This window comes from Anaeromicropila populeti (assembly GCF_900112775.1).
GTDB classification, from domain to species: Bacteria; Bacillota; Clostridia; order Lachnospirales; family Lachnospiraceae; genus Anaeromicropila_A; species Anaeromicropila_A populeti.
Genome location: NZ_FOYZ01000001.1, coordinates 304,280 through 321,779 on the forward strand (window position 1 = coordinate 304,280; position 17,500 = coordinate 321,779).

Consider the following 17,500-nt stretch of genomic DNA (forward strand, 5'->3'; position numbering starts at 1 on the left):
CTCCCCCTATTATATTAGATTACCAATATTTGTTCAAGCTGTTGTTCCGTAAAACAGCAGTTTTCCACCGCGTCCTTTGTAAACCGGCTTTGAAACAAATGAGCACCCCGGAAACTGGTTTCCTTCAGCATGGCTCCTGAAAAATCCACTCCCTGTAAAAGTGCTCCCTCAAAATTGGTACAGGTCAGATTGCATTCCCGAAAACTAGTTTCCGTAAATCCCGCTTTCTTCCACTCATTAAAAGGTTTCTTCCCTGCATAGCTGACACAATGTTGAAATTCCGCTCCTGTCAGATCTGCCCTTGCAAAATCTGCTCCTGCCACCATGGATATTTTCAAATCTGCCCTCCGCAGATCGGCATCCCGGAATTTTGCCCCTAGCAAAACACCAAGAGAAAAATTGGTTTCCCGCAGCATGCATTTGCGAAAATCGGTATACCGTAAATCCCGCCGCGCCAAGTCAACCCTGCTGAAATCCAGTCCTCTAAAATCTTCAAAACAATACGCCTGCTTTTCTTCTTTTTCCAACCACCTTAAAATTTTAAAAATATTTTTCTCTTCCTGCTCTTTATGTATCAGCTGTCCTGGCTCATAAAATTCTCCTGCACGAATTTGAAAGAAATCCCCTCTATCTAAACCCAAATATTCCTCCGTTTCTATGGCATCCAGAATACTGTAACGGAGCAGTTCCACCACATAGGTATGAAAATGATCCAGCAGACGAAGCATCATTATTTCCACATCTGGCTCCGTCAGCTTTCCCATATATTTTCGATACTCATTCTGTAGTTCCTTCCACAAAGCTTCAAAATACTGAAAGAAAAAGCCTGCATCCCAGTCGGTTACCGGGATACCATCCTTTTCATACCATTCCCTTCCATACAACATGACGTGATAGCGGTAATCATGCTGTAAAACCCTGCTTCGGAATAAATGAAACTGCATAAAACCCGATTTCCACTGGCTGCCTTTCTGTATTGTTTGGATATGGCAGCAAATCTTTCGGAACTTTATTACAAATTGTTCTCTAAGTGCTTCCTTATTCTCTTGAAATGCCTGCTCTGCCCGCTGCATATACTCCCCCAGCCTGGGACGTACCTCTTTTTCATAAAACTGTTCTAAGAATTCTGCCCTCATCTGGCATCCCCCTCTCTGTCCCCTTCCTTCTTTTCTTCCAGAGTAGCCGCCAGTTGTAATAAAACTGGTTTCCACTGCTTTTTGTCATCTGCATCACATTCAAAGCTCCCTGCGAATACGCCCCCTGCTGTCTGCCTGAAAAATAGGATGAGAAAGACTTCGCCGCCGCTTGTAGGAAAATCCAACACATAATATTTTACTGCTCCGCCATCGGAACAAACGAGGGATTCCTCTTCCAGACACAAAGAAGAATATGTCTTTTTTAAATCTTCTTCCAGTAAATCTTTTAAATTTAGAAACTCTGCTTCTGTGATTTCTGGCTTTACTGAGAAAGAAAACGCAGCCGTTCCCTTCTGACTGACATATACCCAATGGGGTGCATTTCCTTTTCTGTATTTTTGAGTGACAGCTTCCTTTGACAGTTCTGAAAAGCCTTCTGGCAAAAGCATCTCCATTGTCCCATTGCAGACCGACTGCTTCTGCAAAAGTACTTTTTCATAGTTAATAATAACAAAGCCATCCTCTATCTGGTTTTTCGGATTAAAATAATCTATGCCATCTTGATTCCGTTTTTCTTTTACTATTTTGATTATCTGCTCTGCATAAATCTGTTTGTTCTCCATATACATTCCTTTCTATCCCTAAGAACCAATGATATGTGTAATATTATCTACCACAATCGTTGCCCCTTTGGTTGACAGTGCAATCTTATCCTTTGATGTCACACTAAAATTCTTACAGTCACAGGATAACGTTTCTCCTGCATTCATTTGGATTGGTTTGGGACTGGAAATGGTTACTCCGCCATGATTACTTAATTGTACTGTGGTTTCATTTTGTAACACATGAAACGTAATGCCAGAAGGAGACAATACCATTTCCTTTCCTTCCTTGGTTCCAAAATATTTGGTACTGACATCCTGGGTTTTTGGATTATTTTCTCCATCCTTTCGGATTCCCTTGGTAATATAGGCTTTCGTTTCATCCCTGTCTGGGAAAAACAGCTGTACAGACTGTCCTGTTTCGGGCATGGCGTACCATCCTGTAGCCCCTTCTGCTGTGTAACTGGTAGAAAAGGAATACCAGTATGCCTCTGCTTCCTCCTGCATTTCATCAATAGAAAGATGCAGCTTCAATTTATCCTTTTCTCTTGCAATAATTTTTCCTTCTACAGAAGCGCCGCTGAATTCTTCCTGATACCTTTTTCTTGTCTTTAACCCTTCTTCTGGGACTAGTTCATATACATGCACCAGTCTTCCCTGTTTCATGCCAGACCACTTTCTGGCTATGATAAAAGTTCTGCCCTGAAAGACTGCCTGATCTCCCAGTTCATAGTGTTCCGTAGTTTCCACTTCATAAGCTGTGTCATTTTTTTCTGATATTGGTATATCATTTTCCTTCCGCCACCAATACTCTGACAGATTCTTTTTTACTTCATAAACCGTTTCATTTATCGTATGGCTGGCCGTTTTACTGATTCCCACAAAAATTTTTGGTTTGTCTGCCTCTATAAGAGGATAAATATAAGCACCAAAATGAGACGCCATGCGCTTTAAAAATTCCCAGTCTGTTTCTTTCCACTGGATATGAGGATTATTTTGCGTTTTTCCGTTACTTATCAAATCTTTTACTTCCCCACCATATATAGAAACAATATACTGGAATATTTGCGTATACGTTTGACTTTTGTTTTGAAAACTTTTACTTTTTCTTTTCAAATCCATTAAAATAGAATAGCTCTGTATGGTTACCTCTATATGATACGTATTTCCTGCATGGGCAATCGAAACCTTTGTGGGAACTCCCGAAAATACGATTTTCTGTTCTCCCCTGCCTTTTAATAAAATTTTTGCATTTACCTTCATAGTCAGCTTGTCCATGGCATTTTTTTCTTCGCCTTCTGCTAATATTCCAACAATTCGGGCTGTACCATGCTCCCCTAATCTTTCCTCCAGCTGAACATCTACTAGTTCTATCAGCTTAACCGGAAGTTCTACACGAAGATTTTCAAATGTTCCCGTTTCCATTATGCTATTCCCTCCCTTATTCCGATTGGCACAAATTTTACTCCGTATATTTCTCTACGCAGCATATTTTCCACCATGTGAAGCGATACAATAATATAACTTCCCTTTTCATCTTCAGCCTGAAAGCAATAGCACCCACAGTCTGGCTCTTTCAGCAAACTTGGCTTCTCTGGACTATATAACGTTCTGTTTGCAAAATATTCTGTTTCTGCCAGTTCCAGATTCCAGTACACTTCTTGACGCTCCTTTTCCCGATCCGTTGGAAAAAATGGAACTGCTCTGATAAATCCGTCTGCATATACTTCAAACAGCTGCTTTAACTGGTCTGAAAAACAGAAATATTTTTTCCTTACTTTTTGCACCACAAAAAAATCGGGAAGCCTTCCCCACTCCTTAAATTTTGTATTACAGACAAATGGTTCTCCTTTTTCAAACTGTCCTTCCTTACTCTCTGGTTTTATTGTCTGTAAAATCCGTTGGTCTGTTTCCAAAATGAAATATTCCATCTTGCCCCTCCCTAATTGATTCTTACCTCAGGTCCACATATATCCACCTTAGAGTCCATTTTAATCTGGCTTTTCTTACAGCGCAGGCTAATACTTTCACTTGCTGTAATTTCCACCTTTTCCTCTGCGGTAATGCTGACTCCTTCATTAGAAGTAATCTGTACCGGAAGAGTGCTCTTAATTTCAATTCCCGTTGTCTGGTTTAATTTTATGTAAATCGTTTTATTCTCTCCCGTTTTCGGATCCTTTCCCTGAATACAGGTAATTACGATTTCCTCTGGACTGAATTTTAATTCCTTTCCATCTGCTGTCCGAAAATATTTGGTCTTGGGATCCGTAATCTGAGCCGTTCCCTTTTCCCCTGTCCGATAGGAATTCATTCCAACTGCCTGCCCTTCTTCACCTGATGGAAAATAAATCAAAACCGTATCCCCTGCTTCTGGCATACAGTACCAACCACTCTGCCCTTCTGCTGTATATACGGTTGTATAAGGAAATAAAAATGCTGTACTTTCCGCTTGTTCTGGATCAATTTCCAAATGTACTTTCACTTTATCTTGTACCGATTTTATCACTGTCCCTTTTAGAGAAACTCCTTTTAGCTGACTGGCATATATCCTTTCCTTTCCCAGTCCTCTTTGGGAAGATAGTACATAACGAAAACGGAGCATATCCTGCACCAACACCGCCTGCTTTCTTTTAATTCGATAGGATTTTCCCTGATAAGTAACCTTTTCTCCTATTTCAAAGCAATCCAGCACATCGATTTCATATTCCACTACGTCCTGCTCTGTCAATGCGGGAAATGTATTCTCCGAAACCTGTTTATAATCCAACAGATTTTTGCTGAGTGTGTACTCATGGCAGTCGATATTCCCCCAATCCTTTCCCTCATACGTGCCAAACATGATCTTTGGTCCTTCCAATATAAGACTTGGTAAAATTCCCATATTAAAATGGGACGCCAGCCGCTTAAAAAATTCCCAGTCCGTTTCCTGGTACTGCACCAACAAGGTTTCAATCGCCTTCCCACCAGATGCCAAATCTTTGATGACTCCCTTGTCATAGTCTTTGATCATCTGATTAACCAGGCTAGTATAGGTCATCCCAATATCTTGAAAGGAACGATTTTTCTTCTTAGTATCAGTTAATATAGAATAGGTAATTCCCAGTATTCGTATCGTGTATAGTCCACCTGTCATATGTATGGCTGCTTCTTGAATCAGCCCCTTAAACAACACAATCTGTGTGTCTTGTTCTGCGTACACTTCAATTTCTTTTCCCTCCAGTGACTGGGTGACCAATGAGTCCTTATTCTGTTCCACCAGAACCCCCGTCAGTTCCAGACGTCCGTGTTCATTTATTTCCTGCATTATATTTAATTCTTCGATTTCCTGTATCTCTTTCCAGTTTGTTTTGATTTCCAAATAAGTGATTCCTGCCATTCTGCTCCTCCTCCTAAATTGAAACAATTAGGTTCTAATCTTCTTTCTGTCCTGATTTCTCAACTTTTATAATGCCCCCATTCAGGCAAGGTAGAATAGAACAATTCAGCAATGCCATCTCTCCCCGTATCTTATTTGTAGAATTTCCCATAAGCCATTTCATCATAAGGACAGGGGTACAGGGAACTGGCGGCGAAACTCTGGCACAGGTGCCAAATGGCATAATATTTACTCCAGCTTTATTATCTGCAATGGTCGCCTCGTTTTTTCCCTGCAAAACAGCTCCATGACTGACTGGCACCTGTAAACAGGTCTGGCAGCTCCCCAAAGTGCAGGAAAGTTTTGCTCCTTCTTTTACTTTGAATATCATGTAAACACTCCATTCTTTTGATTTAATCTTTCTAAATTGGTTTTATTATATAATAATTTACAAATGTAAATTGTCGTTTTGTGTATGTTGAGAATTTATTTTTTAGAATTCCATGATATTGAGGTCAATACATAGTGTCTTTTATTCCTGACCCTACAGGTAAGCCTTGAAAATTTAATACTTTACAGTAAACCATGTTTATAAAATGCTGTAGCTTGAATTTGCAGAGGTATCTTTGTTTTATTTTTATACCAATTTAAGATTTGGAGCATAACTACATAAGCCTTTCCGATAACCGAAGAACTTTCTGAAATTTATCATGTTACTTACCACGAAGGAGCTTTTCGAAATGATACACTACATATCTTGGTCTGACGCACTACATAATAATAATTATCAGTGAAAGTGTTATACTCTTGTTCTGAAACTTCCTCAGGTAACATTAAAACACAGTATTAATTCCGCTTGTCTTTGGTGGTTTTACCAGCCTAAACTTCCCAGCGGAATAGAAAAATTTAAGAAGTAGTTTTATAAGAAAAGAGAGGGTTATTAAAGCTTAATTTATACCCTCTCTTTTCTTATCAAGTATAACTTGTGCCGGTTCCATTTTAGAAATAACCTTACTCAAATTCACTTAGCTTAATTGTTTTTTCTTCTGTCTCTTTTGTGTCCTTGTCTATGTAATGGATATACAGTTCCGTTTCATTGTTTCTAAATTCACATATATCAATATCCCATTCATTCAAAATATGTGGAAATGAATATTTTTTTTCTGTATTTTGTTCATATTTTTTTGCTACCACTAACACCGTTTTTATGTTTTCTACTTCTTTGCCTTCCCATCTTACATACGCTACATGATCCTTACCAATAGCTCTTACATTTTGAAACCAATCTGATTTTAGATTTTGCTGATAATCAACAAACTTATCTAAATATGTTCCTGTTCCTGCGCCATGGTGAAAATCTACTGCATTATATTGCATTGTCGCAGTAGGCCATACAATTGTTTGTATTTCTTCTGAATATATCAATTCACCATCTTCATTAAAAGCTTTACATTTATAGTGGTCTTTCTTACTTAGTTTTAATATTTCAAAATATTTTCCTGTTTGAATTACTTCCTGCTTGTTCTTTTCTATATGATTATGTAAGTTCCAAGCAATACAAACAATTCCTATAATACATACAAAGCAAAAAAGAAATATTAAATATTTCTTTTTTTTAAATCCACTATTCCTAGTTCTATAATCCATGTCATTGCCCCTTTAAATAGAATCTGAAATCATTGCGATTTATTCTTGAAATTATTACTTCCTGACTGGTATCCACCCAACTAGGCACTGGATTTTGGGTTCCATTGATTTTGGCGAATAAAACATTAAACATCCATTTGTTATATCAGAAACAATTCGATATCCAACTTTTAGGCTGGTCTCAATTAAAGGTTCATACAATGTACTTGATCCGTTACGGCTATTTAAATAGTTCATGCATTTATTATATTCATTTGTTAAATAAGAGCTAAATTGAGCTGGTCTGGATATAGTTGAATAAAAACTACCACTGCTAAAATACCCTGTTACAGTCCGATTCACGATTACACTTGCTACCGCTCTTCTTGCCGTTGTATTCTCCCCAATAGCCTTCACCTGCTACTGTTGCGATTAGATATTTATTATCCATCGGAATATTATTACCACCACTGTTAATGTAGCTGTATACCGTATCCTTTACATATTCAATAATATTAGAATTTTGCATAGCATAATAACCTAATTATCAATATAATACATCGGATTGTTTTCACAATACTGATACATATTTTGGTTATTATCAATACATAAGCAATATTCATCTGCATTTAAAAATCGACAAGTTTCTGGGTTATAGTATCGGCTTCCTAAATAGTAAAAACTTGTTTCACTATCGAAATAATAACTACGGTAACGGATTGGATTGAGCTGCCCTATTTTCATGTCTCCAGTTATCTGAATTACATTCCCCCAAGCATCATATTGGTATGTACAGACAACAGAATACAGAAACATCAAAAGACACTCCCCTTGGTATATTCACAATAAAGTTACCCCATTTTATCACATAATACATTTTTATACAATATATCACATAAAAAATATGTGAATTTAAAACACACTTGTAACAAGTCCTCTATTTTTCCATTCCATAAATCCAAGATTTTTTGCCGACTGACATATTGGTTCTATTAAACTCACCATATTTTCTGTAAATATTTCCTCTGAAATGCCACCAGAATATAGCCGTCTTTTTAAATCTGTATTGTTCAGATTTTTTCTTGTGTATGCATCGAACAGCTTCTTGATTTCTTTATTACGCTGTGCAATTTGAAGTGCCATGAAATGTTGTCTTGATAACAACTCAATATCATTCTTTTCGCTAGGAACCTGATTACTTTTACTAATATTAATCTTTGCAAAAGTCGGAGTCAAATTCCACACTTCATCACTTGCAAGATAAGACCACGGAATGAAATGATCCATATGTATTCTGCCTAGTTCATCAAAATTTTCTCTGTTCAATAACTTACCCGTATATATGTCATTCATTTCATGATATTCTATAACAGCACTCCAGAATTTCATCGCTGCTTTTAAATCTCGTTTTTGTGGAGGGTGAATTTTGAATGGGATTCCTGGCACATTCGGATTTCGTCTTTGCAAATATTGTATCAGTTCATTTTGAATCCAGCCACGAAGAATAGCCTCATTTTTCTGCAAATAACCAATCCAGTTTTCATTCATTCGAATCTGACGTTCCTTTCCTGATAGTTGCTCATAGTAATAAAGCAATCTATCATTTTGCCTTGCTTTCTCCTCAATAAAATGAAAATCACGCCATTGTTTTTCTGTCATTTTCCCTAAAAATGGTGCTTGTAATCGGTATGGCACATTCAAAACCAATTTTTGCTTCGCTTTTTTAATATTTTCATCTTCACTAGTTATAAGAAACCGTATAACATCCTCTTTCTTTGCGGTCGGCAATAAACCCGATGTGTTGCGTACCTGATTGATTAAGATTTCCAGTGCATCTGCGGGTCCAAGATTTAAATGGTATTCCATAACCATATACCATGCTTCCGCCACCATTCGATGAATCAACTGTTCATAGGTAATAACAAAAGTCCCATCCGAAACGATATCCAAAATCGCTTGAAACCAAAATAATTTGTAACTTTGGTTCTTATCCTTAAATATTCCAGCCAAGAGATGAATTGGTAAATTATCCAGCTCTGGCAACATACTATTTTTTTCTAATCTATTTTTCTTATAATCAGATTCAGCCAATTTTCACCTCCCCTTCCTGCTCTTACATGTGAAGAATTCTACTTGTTAAGTTTTCAATTTGCCTAAAGCGTTTTGTTCATCTGTCGCTGTTCAGAAATCCTGTCTTCTATTTCTTTGATTTAAAGAGCTTTTGTATTGGCAACCCTGGTCATTTCCTCCTTGATTCGATATCTCTATTATATCAGATTTCACGTCATATAGGAAAATTCTTTTCCAATATGTCAAGTTTATTTGCTGTTTATTATTTCTACATCCCCAATTTTTTAATAGTTCATCCATGACTGCCATTGCAAAATAATTTACCTTTCCGTTACTTTTCGATGTGAGTTCGTTTAATTTAGCTTTTATTTTCGATATTCAAAAAGACACCTTTCAAAAAGTCATTTTAGAAAGATGTCCTTTAAGTGCAAATTCTTAAATTAAATTTTATAAGGATGTTTGAAATTATTACGAATTATCTCAAACTATGGTCTGTCAAATTACTGTCATCTAGTGACTTGACATGCTGCAACCCTTTGATTTCCCTACCTTTACTTCTCCAAGCTCTTCATCGTCGGAAACAGCAACACATCACGAATTGCTGCGGAGTCCGTTAACAGCATTACAAAACGATCAATTCCGATTCCAATACCGCCAGTTGGAGGCATACCATATTCCAAAGCACAAAGGAAATCATCATCACAATGATTCGCTTCTTCATCACCAGCAGCAAAAAGCTCTTCCTGTGCCATAAAACGGCCTCTTTGATCGATTGGATCATTTAACTCTGAAAATGCATTTGCCATTTCACGCTTTGTAATAAACAGCTCAAAACGCTCTGTAAATTCAGGATTTTCAGGCTTTCTCTTAGCAAGCGGAGAAATGTCTACTGGATGATCCATAATAAACGTTGGCTGTTCTAACTTTTCTTCACAGAATTCCTCAAAGAAAAGATTAATAATATCGCCATACTTGTGTCTTTCTTCAAATTCAACATGATGCTCCTTGGCAACCTTTTTCGCTTCTTCAACCGTTTTAATTTCATTAAAATCAACACCAGCATACTTCTTAACAGCATCAATCATAGTCAGACGCTCGAATGGTTTCGCTAGATCAATCTCTACACCGTCATAGCTGATTTGAGATGTACCAAGAACCTTCACTGCTACTGTACGGAATAATTCTTCAACCAAATCCATCATTCCATGATAATCTGTGAATGCCTGGTATAACTCCAATAAAGTAAACTCTGGATTATGTCTAACAGAAAGGCCTTCATTTCGGAAAACCCGTCCAATTTCATAAACTCTCTCAAGACCGCCTACAATCAGTCTCTTCAGATATAATTCAAGGGAAATGCGTAAATTTAAGTCTTCATCTAATGAATTATGATGGGTGGTAAAAGGCTTTGCTGCGGCTCCTCCAGCCATAGGCACTAACACAGGAGTTTCAACCTCTATAAAATCCTTGCCATCAAGGTAATTCCTTATTTCTCGGATAATTGCGGAACGTTTCATAAACGTATCTCTTACTTCTGTGTTTACAATTAAATCGATATATCTCTGTCTGTATCGGACGTCGGTATCCTTTAAACCATGAAATTTTTCTGGAAGGATCTGAAGACTCTTAGTAAGTAAAACTACCTCGGAAGCATGTATGGAGATTTCTCCTGTTTTTGTCTTAAATACTTCACCCTTAATACCTACAATATCACCTATGTCATATTTCTTAAAATCTTTATAAGAATCTTCTCCGATAGAATCTCTTGCAACATAACTTTGAATATTTCCATAACGATCGGACAGGTTACAAAAAGATGCTTTTCCCATGACACGTTTTGACATAATACGACCTGCAATGGTAACTTCTTTTCCTTCAAATTCGTCAAACTTTTCTTTTACTTCATTGGAATGAGCGGTAACATCATACTTTGTAATCTGAAATGGATCTTTTCCATTTTCCTGTAACTCCGTTAACTTCTGATGTCTGACCTTAATTAACTCACTCAGATTCTCTTGTTGGTCCTGTTGATTATTCTGTTCTGCCAAAATAATTCTCTCCTTTTCTATATTACTTACTAATTTGAACGCTGTATTTCAAGTATTTTATATTTCAGTGTACCTGCATGAGTCTCAACTTCTATTACTTCCCCTTGCTGTGCCCCAATCAAAGCAGTTCCTACTGGAGACTCATTGGATATTTTTCCTTTTAAACTGTTTGCTTCTGTTGAACCAACAATTTTATATTCTAATTCTTCATTATATTCTAAGTCTAAAATGCGCACCTTACAACCAATATTGATTACATTCAGATCCACATCTTCTTCTACTACAACTTCTGCATTTTTTAATATTTTCTCAATTTCTTCTATTCTAGCTTCAATATCACGTTGTTCATCTTTTGCAGCATCGTATTCAGCATTTTCTGACAAGTCGCCCTGTTCACGGGCTTCTTTAATCTTTTGAGCAACTTCTTTTCTCTTATTTACCTTTAACTCCTGAAGTTCGTTTTCAAGATTCTTCAAACCTTCATAGGTTAAAATGTTCTTTTTTTCTGCCATATTTGCCCCAACCTCCAACTTTATTCTCTTCTCTGTATTATATTATCACATTCATAGTATTATATCTCATACCGTTCTAATTGTCAATGTATACACTTTTGTCTTTCTGCAATACTTTAAGTGTTTTTACACGTATTTTGTAATGTTTAAATAGTTCTTCCATTTCTCCAGGAGTAATCGAACTATTCTCTTTGTTAATAAACCGATTAATTTTCCAGCAGTCCTTTGTAAGGATTTCCATGACCAGTTCCTTATCTGCCTGCTCTCCCTGAAATTCAATCTCCAAATCATATGCAATGACCAAATCCTTTCTTCGATTAGCTAAATAGTCCCTCTTTATAGGATGAAATGCTAAATCCATCACAAACGAATTTTCAGGAAACATAGAATACAGCTTATACTGCCCAGAGTCCAAAAAAATAACCAGTGTACTGGAAAGTGGCTCTTGAACCGGATACTGGCATAGCTCAACTAATAATCCTGTTGTATGATATATAATTTCAATTGCATCCTGAAAATATTCCTCTCTGTCAGTTACAATTGTCAGATAATTCAATTCTGGTACCAGATATTGCAGTACAAACTCTATTTTTTTATTGTTTGAATCCACAATAACAACTTTTGTTTCCTTCAAATCAATATTATAATGCTCAATTATTTTTAAAAGGCATGGTTTGAAAAGCATGTATTGAAAAAACCAGCTTTTGTCCTCATAGTAATCCTTTAATACTCCCCTTAAATCCTTTTCAATATAACAGCTTCCTATGTCAAACCTCTCCCACAGCTTTTTCATAAATTTATCAATATACTCTTTTTCTAATTCTTCTAATTCTTCTGCTGTAAACGGAAGCTGTATTACTGTTCCATCCATGTGATACTGGGTAATAGCCTGAACCCTGACTGGAAACTTGTAATACAGCCCGTTATAATATTTCTTTTTAAAATGTTTTTTATAATATTGGGTAAAAGCTGTACTTTGCTTATTCTTTATAGGTTGTAAAATGTAAAATTTATTAGATAATGCATCCTTCATGTTGTACACCGCAAAGCATAGTTTTCTAATATTGTATTCCTTCCTGATATTTCTTATTCACATTTTATTATTTTTTCTTTTCGTTTCAGCGTTTTCCAATTCTTCTTTTTTATCAAAAATGATACTTCCTGCATGCATTGCTGCTCTTTCGTATTGGTTTAATTCTTCTCCGGCTGACCATCGGCTTATATAGTTTAAAATATCTTCCCTGAGACTTTCCGATTGATCTGCTGGAAAAATTTCAAAATAAATTTTTTCTTTTCTCCATGCATGATCTTGTTCAATACGGTTCCAACCTCTGCAAAGCTGATTATAAATTTCTATCGAGGGATGAATTTCACCCCCTTTTATATAAGTACAAAGCTGAATAAATTCACCATAACTCACGTCTGAAATTGGCTTCCCCTGCTTCATGCGTTCTTCTACTATAGCTGCCCTGTCTTGCGTTAACAAACCATCAAAAGATATAAAATTAACCAGTTTATAGTCTACCTTAACTGCCATACGTTATTCCCCCTTTACTATTTTGTCTATGTATGCATATAAATCGGATATTTATATTATAATGCATTATACCATATTTTACTATAATTTAACATCAGATGTTGTTTTTAAGCACTGTAATGTAAAAATCAACCTTATATTATATGCAATCTAATTACTTAATATGCTTTTTTTTGAAAAATGTGCATTATTATTTTATTTACTTGCGCTAACTTTTGGTTCATGTTACCATATATGATATAATATGTTTTATACATAATAGTATTGAGGTGATAGTTGCATGTATGAATTGTCTACAAAGAAAAGCAAGACATTTTCCCAGAAGCAGTCAGACATTTCTTCCTCTGCTGATACCGTTCCTGTTCAAAAAATGAGTTCTCAGCCTTCATTTAAAAAAGCAAATCAGCCCAACGCATTTACTAACCTATTTACAGAAGAACCCGTCCAGCGAAAAGAAAATCACACCGGGCTTTCTGATGACTTAAAATCAAATGTTGAAAACTTATCTGGGTTCAGTATGGATGACGTCAAAGTCCACTATAATTCTGATAAACCTTCTTCTTTAAATGCTCTGGCTTATACGCAGGGATCTGAAATTTTTGTTTCTCCTGGTCAGGAACAGCACGTTGCTCACGAGGCGTGGCATGTAGTTCAGCAAAAACAAGGACGTGTTCAGCCTACAACCAAAATTAATGATGCCAATATCAATGATGATGTATCATTAGAACACGAGGCTGATTCCATGGGACAAAAAGCTTTACAAAATTAACAAAGAGGAGGCTCTTCCACAGCTATTTGCTAGCTATGAAAAGAGCCTCCTTCATTTTCATTCATGCATGTTTGAAATAATTTTTATTACTCTGCTTTTTTTACTAATGCTTCGTATTTAGCCTTAGCATCCTTCTCAGCTTTCTCGAACAACTCTTTCGCTCTTTCCGGATTAGAACGTAATAATCTGTTGTAACGAACTTCACTTTGAATAAATGCTTGATAATCTTCTGTTGGAGCCTTTGAATCTAACTGGAATGGATTCTTTCCTTCTGCCTCAAGACGTGGGTCAAAACGGAATAAATGCCAGTAACCAGCAGAAACGGCACGTTTTTCTTCTGTCTGAGCGCTCTTCATACCACCCTTAATACCATGGTTAATACATGGAGCATAAGCGATAATTAAAGAAGGACCATCGTAGCTTTCTGCTTCAATAAATGCTTTGATACATTGATTGTAATCAGCACCCTGTGCAATCTGTGCTACATAAACGTAACCATAACTCATTGCAATTGCAGCTAAGTCTTTCTTCTTAACTTCTTTACCAGCAGCAGCAAATTGAGCGATTGCACCTGTTGGAGTAGCCTTAGAAGATTGTCCACCAGTATTGGAGTAAACTTCTGTATCGAATACAAGAATATTAACATTTTTGTTACTTGCTAATACGTGGTCAACACCACCAAATCCGATATCGTAAGCCCATCCATCTCCACCAAGAATCCACTGGGATTTCTTAGAAGCGAAGTCTTTATTCTTTAAGATATAATTCTTTAATTCATTATCAGCACCAGAAGCTTCTAATGCTGCAACCATTTCTTTTGTAGCATTTGCACTTTCACCTGAAGTAGCATCCTTAGCTGCAAGATATTTTTCTAATGCTGCTTTTACTGTGTTATCGTCTGCTTGTCCAGCTAAATCTGATGCTGCACTTACAATACGTTTTCTTAATGTTTCCTGAGCAAGTCTCATACCAAAACCATACTCTGCATTATCTTCAAATAAAGAGTTAGCCCAAGCTGGTCCTTTGCCTTCTTTATTTACAGTATATGGTGATGCTGGTGAAGAACCACCCCAGATAGAAGAACAACCTGTTGCATTTGCAATATACATTCTATCACCAAATAACTGAGTCATTAACTTAGCATATGGAGTTTCACCACATCCTGCACAAGCTCCTGAGAACTCAAGTAATGGTTGTTTAAACTGACTTCCTTTAACTGTAGTTTCTTTGAATTTCTCAGAAACAGCAGCTGGAGTGTCAATGGATACACCATAATCAAACATTTTCTGTGAAGCTAATTGTGTTTCTAAACTAGTCATAGAAAGAGCTTTTTCACCCTTCTTACCTGGACATACATTCACACAAGAACCACATCCTGTACAGTCTAATACAGAAACTGACATAGCAAATTTGTAACCAGCCATTCCTGTCATATCCATAGATGGATATTCTGGTGCTGCTGCTGCCTGTGCTTCATCCATTGCAACTGGACGAATAACTGCGTGAGGACACACATAAGCACAGAAGTTACACTGAATACAGTTATCTGGATTCCAAACTGGAACATCAATTGCTACACCACGTTTTTCGTAAGCAGCAGAACCAGCAGGAAGAGTACCATCTGCATATTTAACAAATGCGGAAACTGGAAGCTCATTACCTGTCTGAGAGTTAATGGAGTTTTGAATAGAATTTACATAATCCACAACTTCATCTCTGTCACCAGATACAGTCATATTCAAGCTTTCTTTATCTGCATCAGCCCAAGAAGCAGGAATCTCAATCTTAACGATGTTTTTAGCACCAGCTTCGATTGCTTCATGGTTCATCTTAACAATGTCATCACCCTTTTTAGAGTAAGTTGCTGTAGCAGCGTCTTTCATATACTGGATTGCTTCATCAGCTGGAATAATCTCAGCTAATTTGAAGAATGCAGATTGTAAAATTGTATTAATACGTCCACCAAGACCAATTTCCTTACCTAACTTGAAACCGTCAATTGTGTAGAAGTTAATGTTATGATCTGCAATATATTTTTTAACTTGTCCTGGAAGATGCTTGTCTAATTCTTCCATATTCCAAGCGCAGTTCAAAAGGAAAGTACCACCATCCTTTAAATCCTGAACCATGTTATATTTTCTGATATAAGCAGGCATATGACATGCAACAAAGTTTGCCTTACTAATTAGGTAAGTAGACTTAATTGGATCCTTACCAAAACGTAAGTGAGAAATTGTTACACCACCTGATTTTTTAGAGTCATAGTCAAAATATGCCTGAGCATACATGTCTGTATGATCACCAATAATCTTGATAGAGTTCTTATTAGCACCAACTGTACCATCCGCACCAAGTCCCCAGAACTTACAGCTGATTGTACTTGCTGGAGTTGTATTAGGATTTTCTGTTCTGTCAAGAGAAAGATTAGTAACATCATCCTTGATTCCTAATGTAAATACTGGCTTCTCGCTGTTTCTGATAGCTGCAATAATATCAGCTGGAGTTGTATCCTTAGAACCAAGACCATAACGGCCTGATAATACAGGAACATCATGGAATTTTGAGCCCTTCAGTGATGCAATTACATCTAAATAAAGTGGCTCGCCAAGAGCACCTGGTTCTTTTGTTCTGTCTAATACAGTAATCTGTTTTACTGTGTCAGGAATTGCATCAATTAAATGTTTTGCACTGAAAGGTCTATATAAACGAACTTTAATAACACCAACTTTTTCGCCGGCAGCCATTAAATAGTCAATTGTTTCGTTAATTGTATCACATACGGAACCCATAGCAACAAGAACTCTTTCTGCATCTGGAGCACCATAGTAATTGAATAATTTATAGTCTGTTCCAATCTTAGCATTTACCTTGTCCATATACTCCTGAGCCATATCAGGAATTGCTGTATAGTACTGATTGCTTGCTTCTCTTGCCTGGAAGAAAATATCAGGATTCTGAGCTGTACCACGAGTTACTGGGTGGTTTGGATTTAACGCACGGTCACGGAATGCTTCTACTGCATCCATATCGCACATTTCTTTTAAATCTTCATAATCCCAGATCTCAATTTTCTGAATTTCATGAGATGTTCTAAATCCATCGAAGAAATGTAAGAAAGGTACTCTTCCTTTTATAGATGTTAAATGAGCAACTGCTCCTAAATCCATAACTTCCTGCACGCTGCTTGCGCAAAGCATTGCATAACCAGTCTGGCGGCATGCATATACATCGGAATGATCTCCAAAAATGGACAATGCATGTGATGCAAGTGCACGAGCTGATACATGGAATACACATGGTAATAATTCACCTGCGATCTTATACATATTAGGAATCATAAGTAATAAACCTTGTGATGCTGTATAAGTTGTAGTAAGCGCTCCTGCTTGTAAAGAACCATGAACAGCACCTGCTGCTCCTGCTTCAGACTGCATTTCTGAAATTACAACTTCGTGTCCAAAAATATTTTTTCTGCCCTGAGTAGCCCACATATCTGTGTAATCTGCCATTGGGGAAGATGGTGTGATAGGATAGATCGCTGCAACATCTGTAAATGCGTATGAAACGTGAGCAGCAGCTGTATTTCCATCCATGGTTTTCATTTTTCTTGCCATTTTAATATATCCTCCTTCTATTTTGCATATCATGCCCTATTGAGTTTCCGTTCTTTCTTTAAGATCAATTAAACGATACTTTTTCTCAAAAGGCATACACTGATGATTATTCTATCACTTTTTGGAGAAATTGTAAAGATTTCGATGTTAAAGCAAAAACAATTCTTATTTTAACCACCACAAAGTATTCTTGTTTTTCAAGGCTTTGAGCGCTTTTACAAATTAATTGCT

17 protein-coding genes and 1 pseudogene are annotated in these 17,500 nt (G+C 36.7%); 2 read left to right on the forward strand and 16 right to left on the reverse strand.

Translation table 11 applies throughout. From position 1 onward, the window contains the following. Positions 1-14 precede the first annotated feature (14 nt). From BM305_RS01385 to BM305_RS01410, 6 genes are read right to left on the reverse strand one after another with little or no spacing between them, the layout of a single operon-like run. On the reverse strand, positions 15-1,211 hold the full coding sequence (locus BM305_RS01385; RefSeq protein ID WP_177214493.1) for a pentapeptide repeat-containing protein: 1,197 nt from the start codon (positions 1,209-1,211) through the stop codon (positions 15-17). Further along, a complete protein-coding gene (locus tag BM305_RS01390; RefSeq protein ID WP_143099112.1) occupies positions 1,133-1,759 on the reverse strand; it encodes a hypothetical protein in 627 nt (208 codons plus the stop codon). Before BM305_RS01390 ends, BM305_RS01385 begins: the two co-directional genes overlap by 79 nt. A gap of 18 nt (positions 1,760-1,777) precedes the next feature. After that, positions 1,778-3,163 carry a contractile injection system protein, VgrG/Pvc8 family gene (locus tag BM305_RS01395; RefSeq protein WP_092558898.1) on the reverse strand — a complete coding sequence of 462 codons (1,386 nt, stop codon included), beginning with the start codon at positions 3,161-3,163 and terminating at the stop codon, positions 1,778-1,780. Then, positions 3,163-3,669 carry a hypothetical protein gene (locus BM305_RS01400; RefSeq protein WP_092558899.1) on the reverse strand — a complete coding sequence of 169 codons (507 nt, stop codon included), beginning with the start codon at positions 3,667-3,669 and terminating at the stop codon, positions 3,163-3,165. Before BM305_RS01400 ends, BM305_RS01395 begins: the two co-directional genes overlap by 1 nt. An 11-nt stretch (positions 3,670-3,680) precedes the next feature. Continuing rightward, entirely contained in the window at positions 3,681-5,114 is a 1,434-nt protein-coding gene (locus BM305_RS01405) for a type VI secretion system Vgr family protein (protein WP_092558900.1), read from the reverse strand. A gap of 34 nt (positions 5,115-5,148) precedes the next feature. Beyond that, positions 5,149-5,484: a DUF4280 domain-containing protein gene (locus BM305_RS01410; protein WP_092558901.1), complete on the reverse strand. Its 336-nt coding sequence runs from the start codon at positions 5,482-5,484 to the stop codon at positions 5,149-5,151. Positions 5,485-5,905: 421 nt separating this feature from the next. On the opposite strand from BM305_RS01410, the gene BM305_RS19855 reads away from it, so the two are divergent. After that, positions 5,906-6,010, forward strand: a complete 105-nt coding sequence (locus BM305_RS19855; RefSeq protein ID WP_092559044.1) for a cyclic lactone autoinducer peptide — start codon at positions 5,906-5,908, stop codon at positions 6,008-6,010. A 94-nt stretch (positions 6,011-6,104) separates the two neighbouring features. On the opposite strand, the gene BM305_RS01420 is transcribed toward BM305_RS19855, so the two are convergent. The 9 genes and pseudogenes from BM305_RS01420 to BM305_RS01460 form a co-directional block, all read right to left on the reverse strand. Beyond that, positions 6,105-6,740 (reverse strand): hypothetical protein, encoded by a 636-nt coding sequence (locus BM305_RS01420; protein WP_092558902.1) that lies wholly within the window; start codon positions 6,738-6,740, stop codon positions 6,105-6,107. 54 nt (positions 6,741-6,794) lie between these two features. Next, complete coding sequence (locus BM305_RS01425) at positions 6,795-7,082, reverse strand: hypothetical protein (RefSeq protein WP_242940424.1); 288 nt, start codon at positions 7,080-7,082, stop codon at positions 6,795-6,797. Then, positions 7,054-7,248 carry a hypothetical protein gene (locus tag BM305_RS18870; protein WP_177214466.1) on the reverse strand — a complete coding sequence of 65 codons (195 nt, stop codon included), beginning with the start codon at positions 7,246-7,248 and terminating at the stop codon, positions 7,054-7,056. The genes BM305_RS01425 and BM305_RS18870 overlap by 29 nt, the downstream gene beginning before the upstream one ends. An 11-nt stretch (positions 7,249-7,259) precedes the next feature. Beyond that, a complete protein-coding gene (locus tag BM305_RS01430; protein ID WP_092558904.1) occupies positions 7,260-7,535 on the reverse strand; it encodes an RHS repeat-associated core domain-containing protein in 276 nt (91 codons plus the stop codon). 96 nt (positions 7,536-7,631) lie between these two features. Continuing rightward, positions 7,632-8,810 carry an HNH endonuclease domain-containing protein gene (locus BM305_RS01435; RefSeq protein WP_092558905.1) on the reverse strand — a complete coding sequence of 393 codons (1,179 nt, stop codon included), beginning with the start codon at positions 8,808-8,810 and terminating at the stop codon, positions 7,632-7,634. Between the two features lie 539 nt (positions 8,811-9,349). Continuing rightward, positions 9,350-10,837, reverse strand: a pseudogene (gene lysS, locus BM305_RS01445) (lysine--tRNA ligase); the annotation flags it as partial. 29 nt (positions 10,838-10,866) lie between these two features. Beyond that, complete coding sequence (gene greA / locus BM305_RS01450; protein WP_092558908.1) at positions 10,867-11,349, reverse strand: transcription elongation factor GreA; 483 nt, start codon at positions 11,347-11,349, stop codon at positions 10,867-10,869. A 76-nt stretch (positions 11,350-11,425) separates the two neighbouring features. After that, a complete protein-coding gene (locus tag BM305_RS01455; protein ID WP_092558909.1) occupies positions 11,426-12,382 on the reverse strand; it encodes a hypothetical protein in 957 nt (318 codons plus the stop codon). Positions 12,383-12,439: 57 nt separating this feature from the next. After that, positions 12,440-12,886 (reverse strand): hypothetical protein, encoded by a 447-nt coding sequence (locus BM305_RS01460; RefSeq protein WP_092558910.1) that lies wholly within the window; start codon positions 12,884-12,886, stop codon positions 12,440-12,442. A 280-nt stretch (positions 12,887-13,166) separates the two neighbouring features. Between BM305_RS01460 and BM305_RS01465 the strand changes: the two genes are divergently transcribed. Further along, positions 13,167-13,655, forward strand: coding sequence for an eCIS core domain-containing protein (locus tag BM305_RS01465; RefSeq protein WP_092558911.1), 489 nt, complete (start codon positions 13,167-13,169; stop codon positions 13,653-13,655). An 86-nt stretch (positions 13,656-13,741) separates the two neighbouring features. Here BM305_RS01465 and nifJ read toward each other — a convergent pair whose 3' ends face one another. Continuing rightward, on the reverse strand, positions 13,742-17,269 hold the full coding sequence (gene nifJ, locus BM305_RS01470) for a pyruvate:ferredoxin (flavodoxin) oxidoreductase (protein WP_092558912.1): 3,528 nt from the start codon (positions 17,267-17,269) through the stop codon (positions 13,742-13,744). Positions 17,270-17,500: the final 231 nt, after the last annotated feature.

Coding starts and splice junctions, on each gene's coding strand:
- BM305_RS01390 (WP_143099112.1), bottom strand. CDS start 1,759: ATGGAGAACAAACAGATTTATGCAGAGCAGATAATCAAAATAGTAAAA.
- BM305_RS01395 (WP_092558898.1), bottom strand. CDS start 3,163: ATGGAAACGGGAACATTTGAAAATCTTCGTGTAGAACTTCCGGTTAAG.
- BM305_RS01400 (WP_092558899.1), bottom strand. CDS start 3,669: ATGGAATATTTCATTTTGGAAACAGACCAACGGATTTTACAGACAATA.
- BM305_RS01405 (WP_092558900.1), bottom strand. CDS start 5,114: ATGGCAGGAATCACTTATTTGGAAATCAAAACAAACTGGAAAGAGATA.
- BM305_RS01410 (WP_092558901.1), bottom strand. CDS start 5,484: ATGATATTCAAAGTAAAAGAAGGAGCAAAACTTTCCTGCACTTTGGGG.
- BM305_RS01420 (WP_092558902.1), bottom strand. CDS start 6,740: ATGGATTATAGAACTAGGAATAGTGGATTTAAAAAAAAGAAATATTTA.
- BM305_RS18870 (WP_177214466.1), bottom strand. CDS start 7,248: ATGCAAAATTCTAATATTATTGAATATGTAAAGGATACGGTATACAGC.
- BM305_RS01430 (WP_092558904.1), bottom strand. CDS start 7,535: ATGTTTCTGTATTCTGTTGTCTGTACATACCAATATGATGCTTGGGGG.
- greA (WP_092558908.1), bottom strand. CDS start 11,349: ATGGCAGAAAAAAAGAACATTTTAACCTATGAAGGTTTGAAGAATCTT.
- BM305_RS01455 (WP_092558909.1), bottom strand. CDS start 12,382: ATGAAGGATGCATTATCTAATAAATTTTACATTTTACAACCTATAAAG.
- BM305_RS01460 (WP_092558910.1), bottom strand. CDS start 12,886: ATGGCAGTTAAGGTAGACTATAAACTGGTTAATTTTATATCTTTTGAT.
- BM305_RS01465 (WP_092558911.1), top strand. CDS start 13,167: ATGTATGAATTGTCTACAAAGAAAAGCAAGACATTTTCCCAGAAGCAG.
- nifJ (WP_092558912.1), bottom strand. CDS start 17,269: ATGGCAAGAAAAATGAAAACCATGGATGGAAATACAGCTGCTGCTCAC.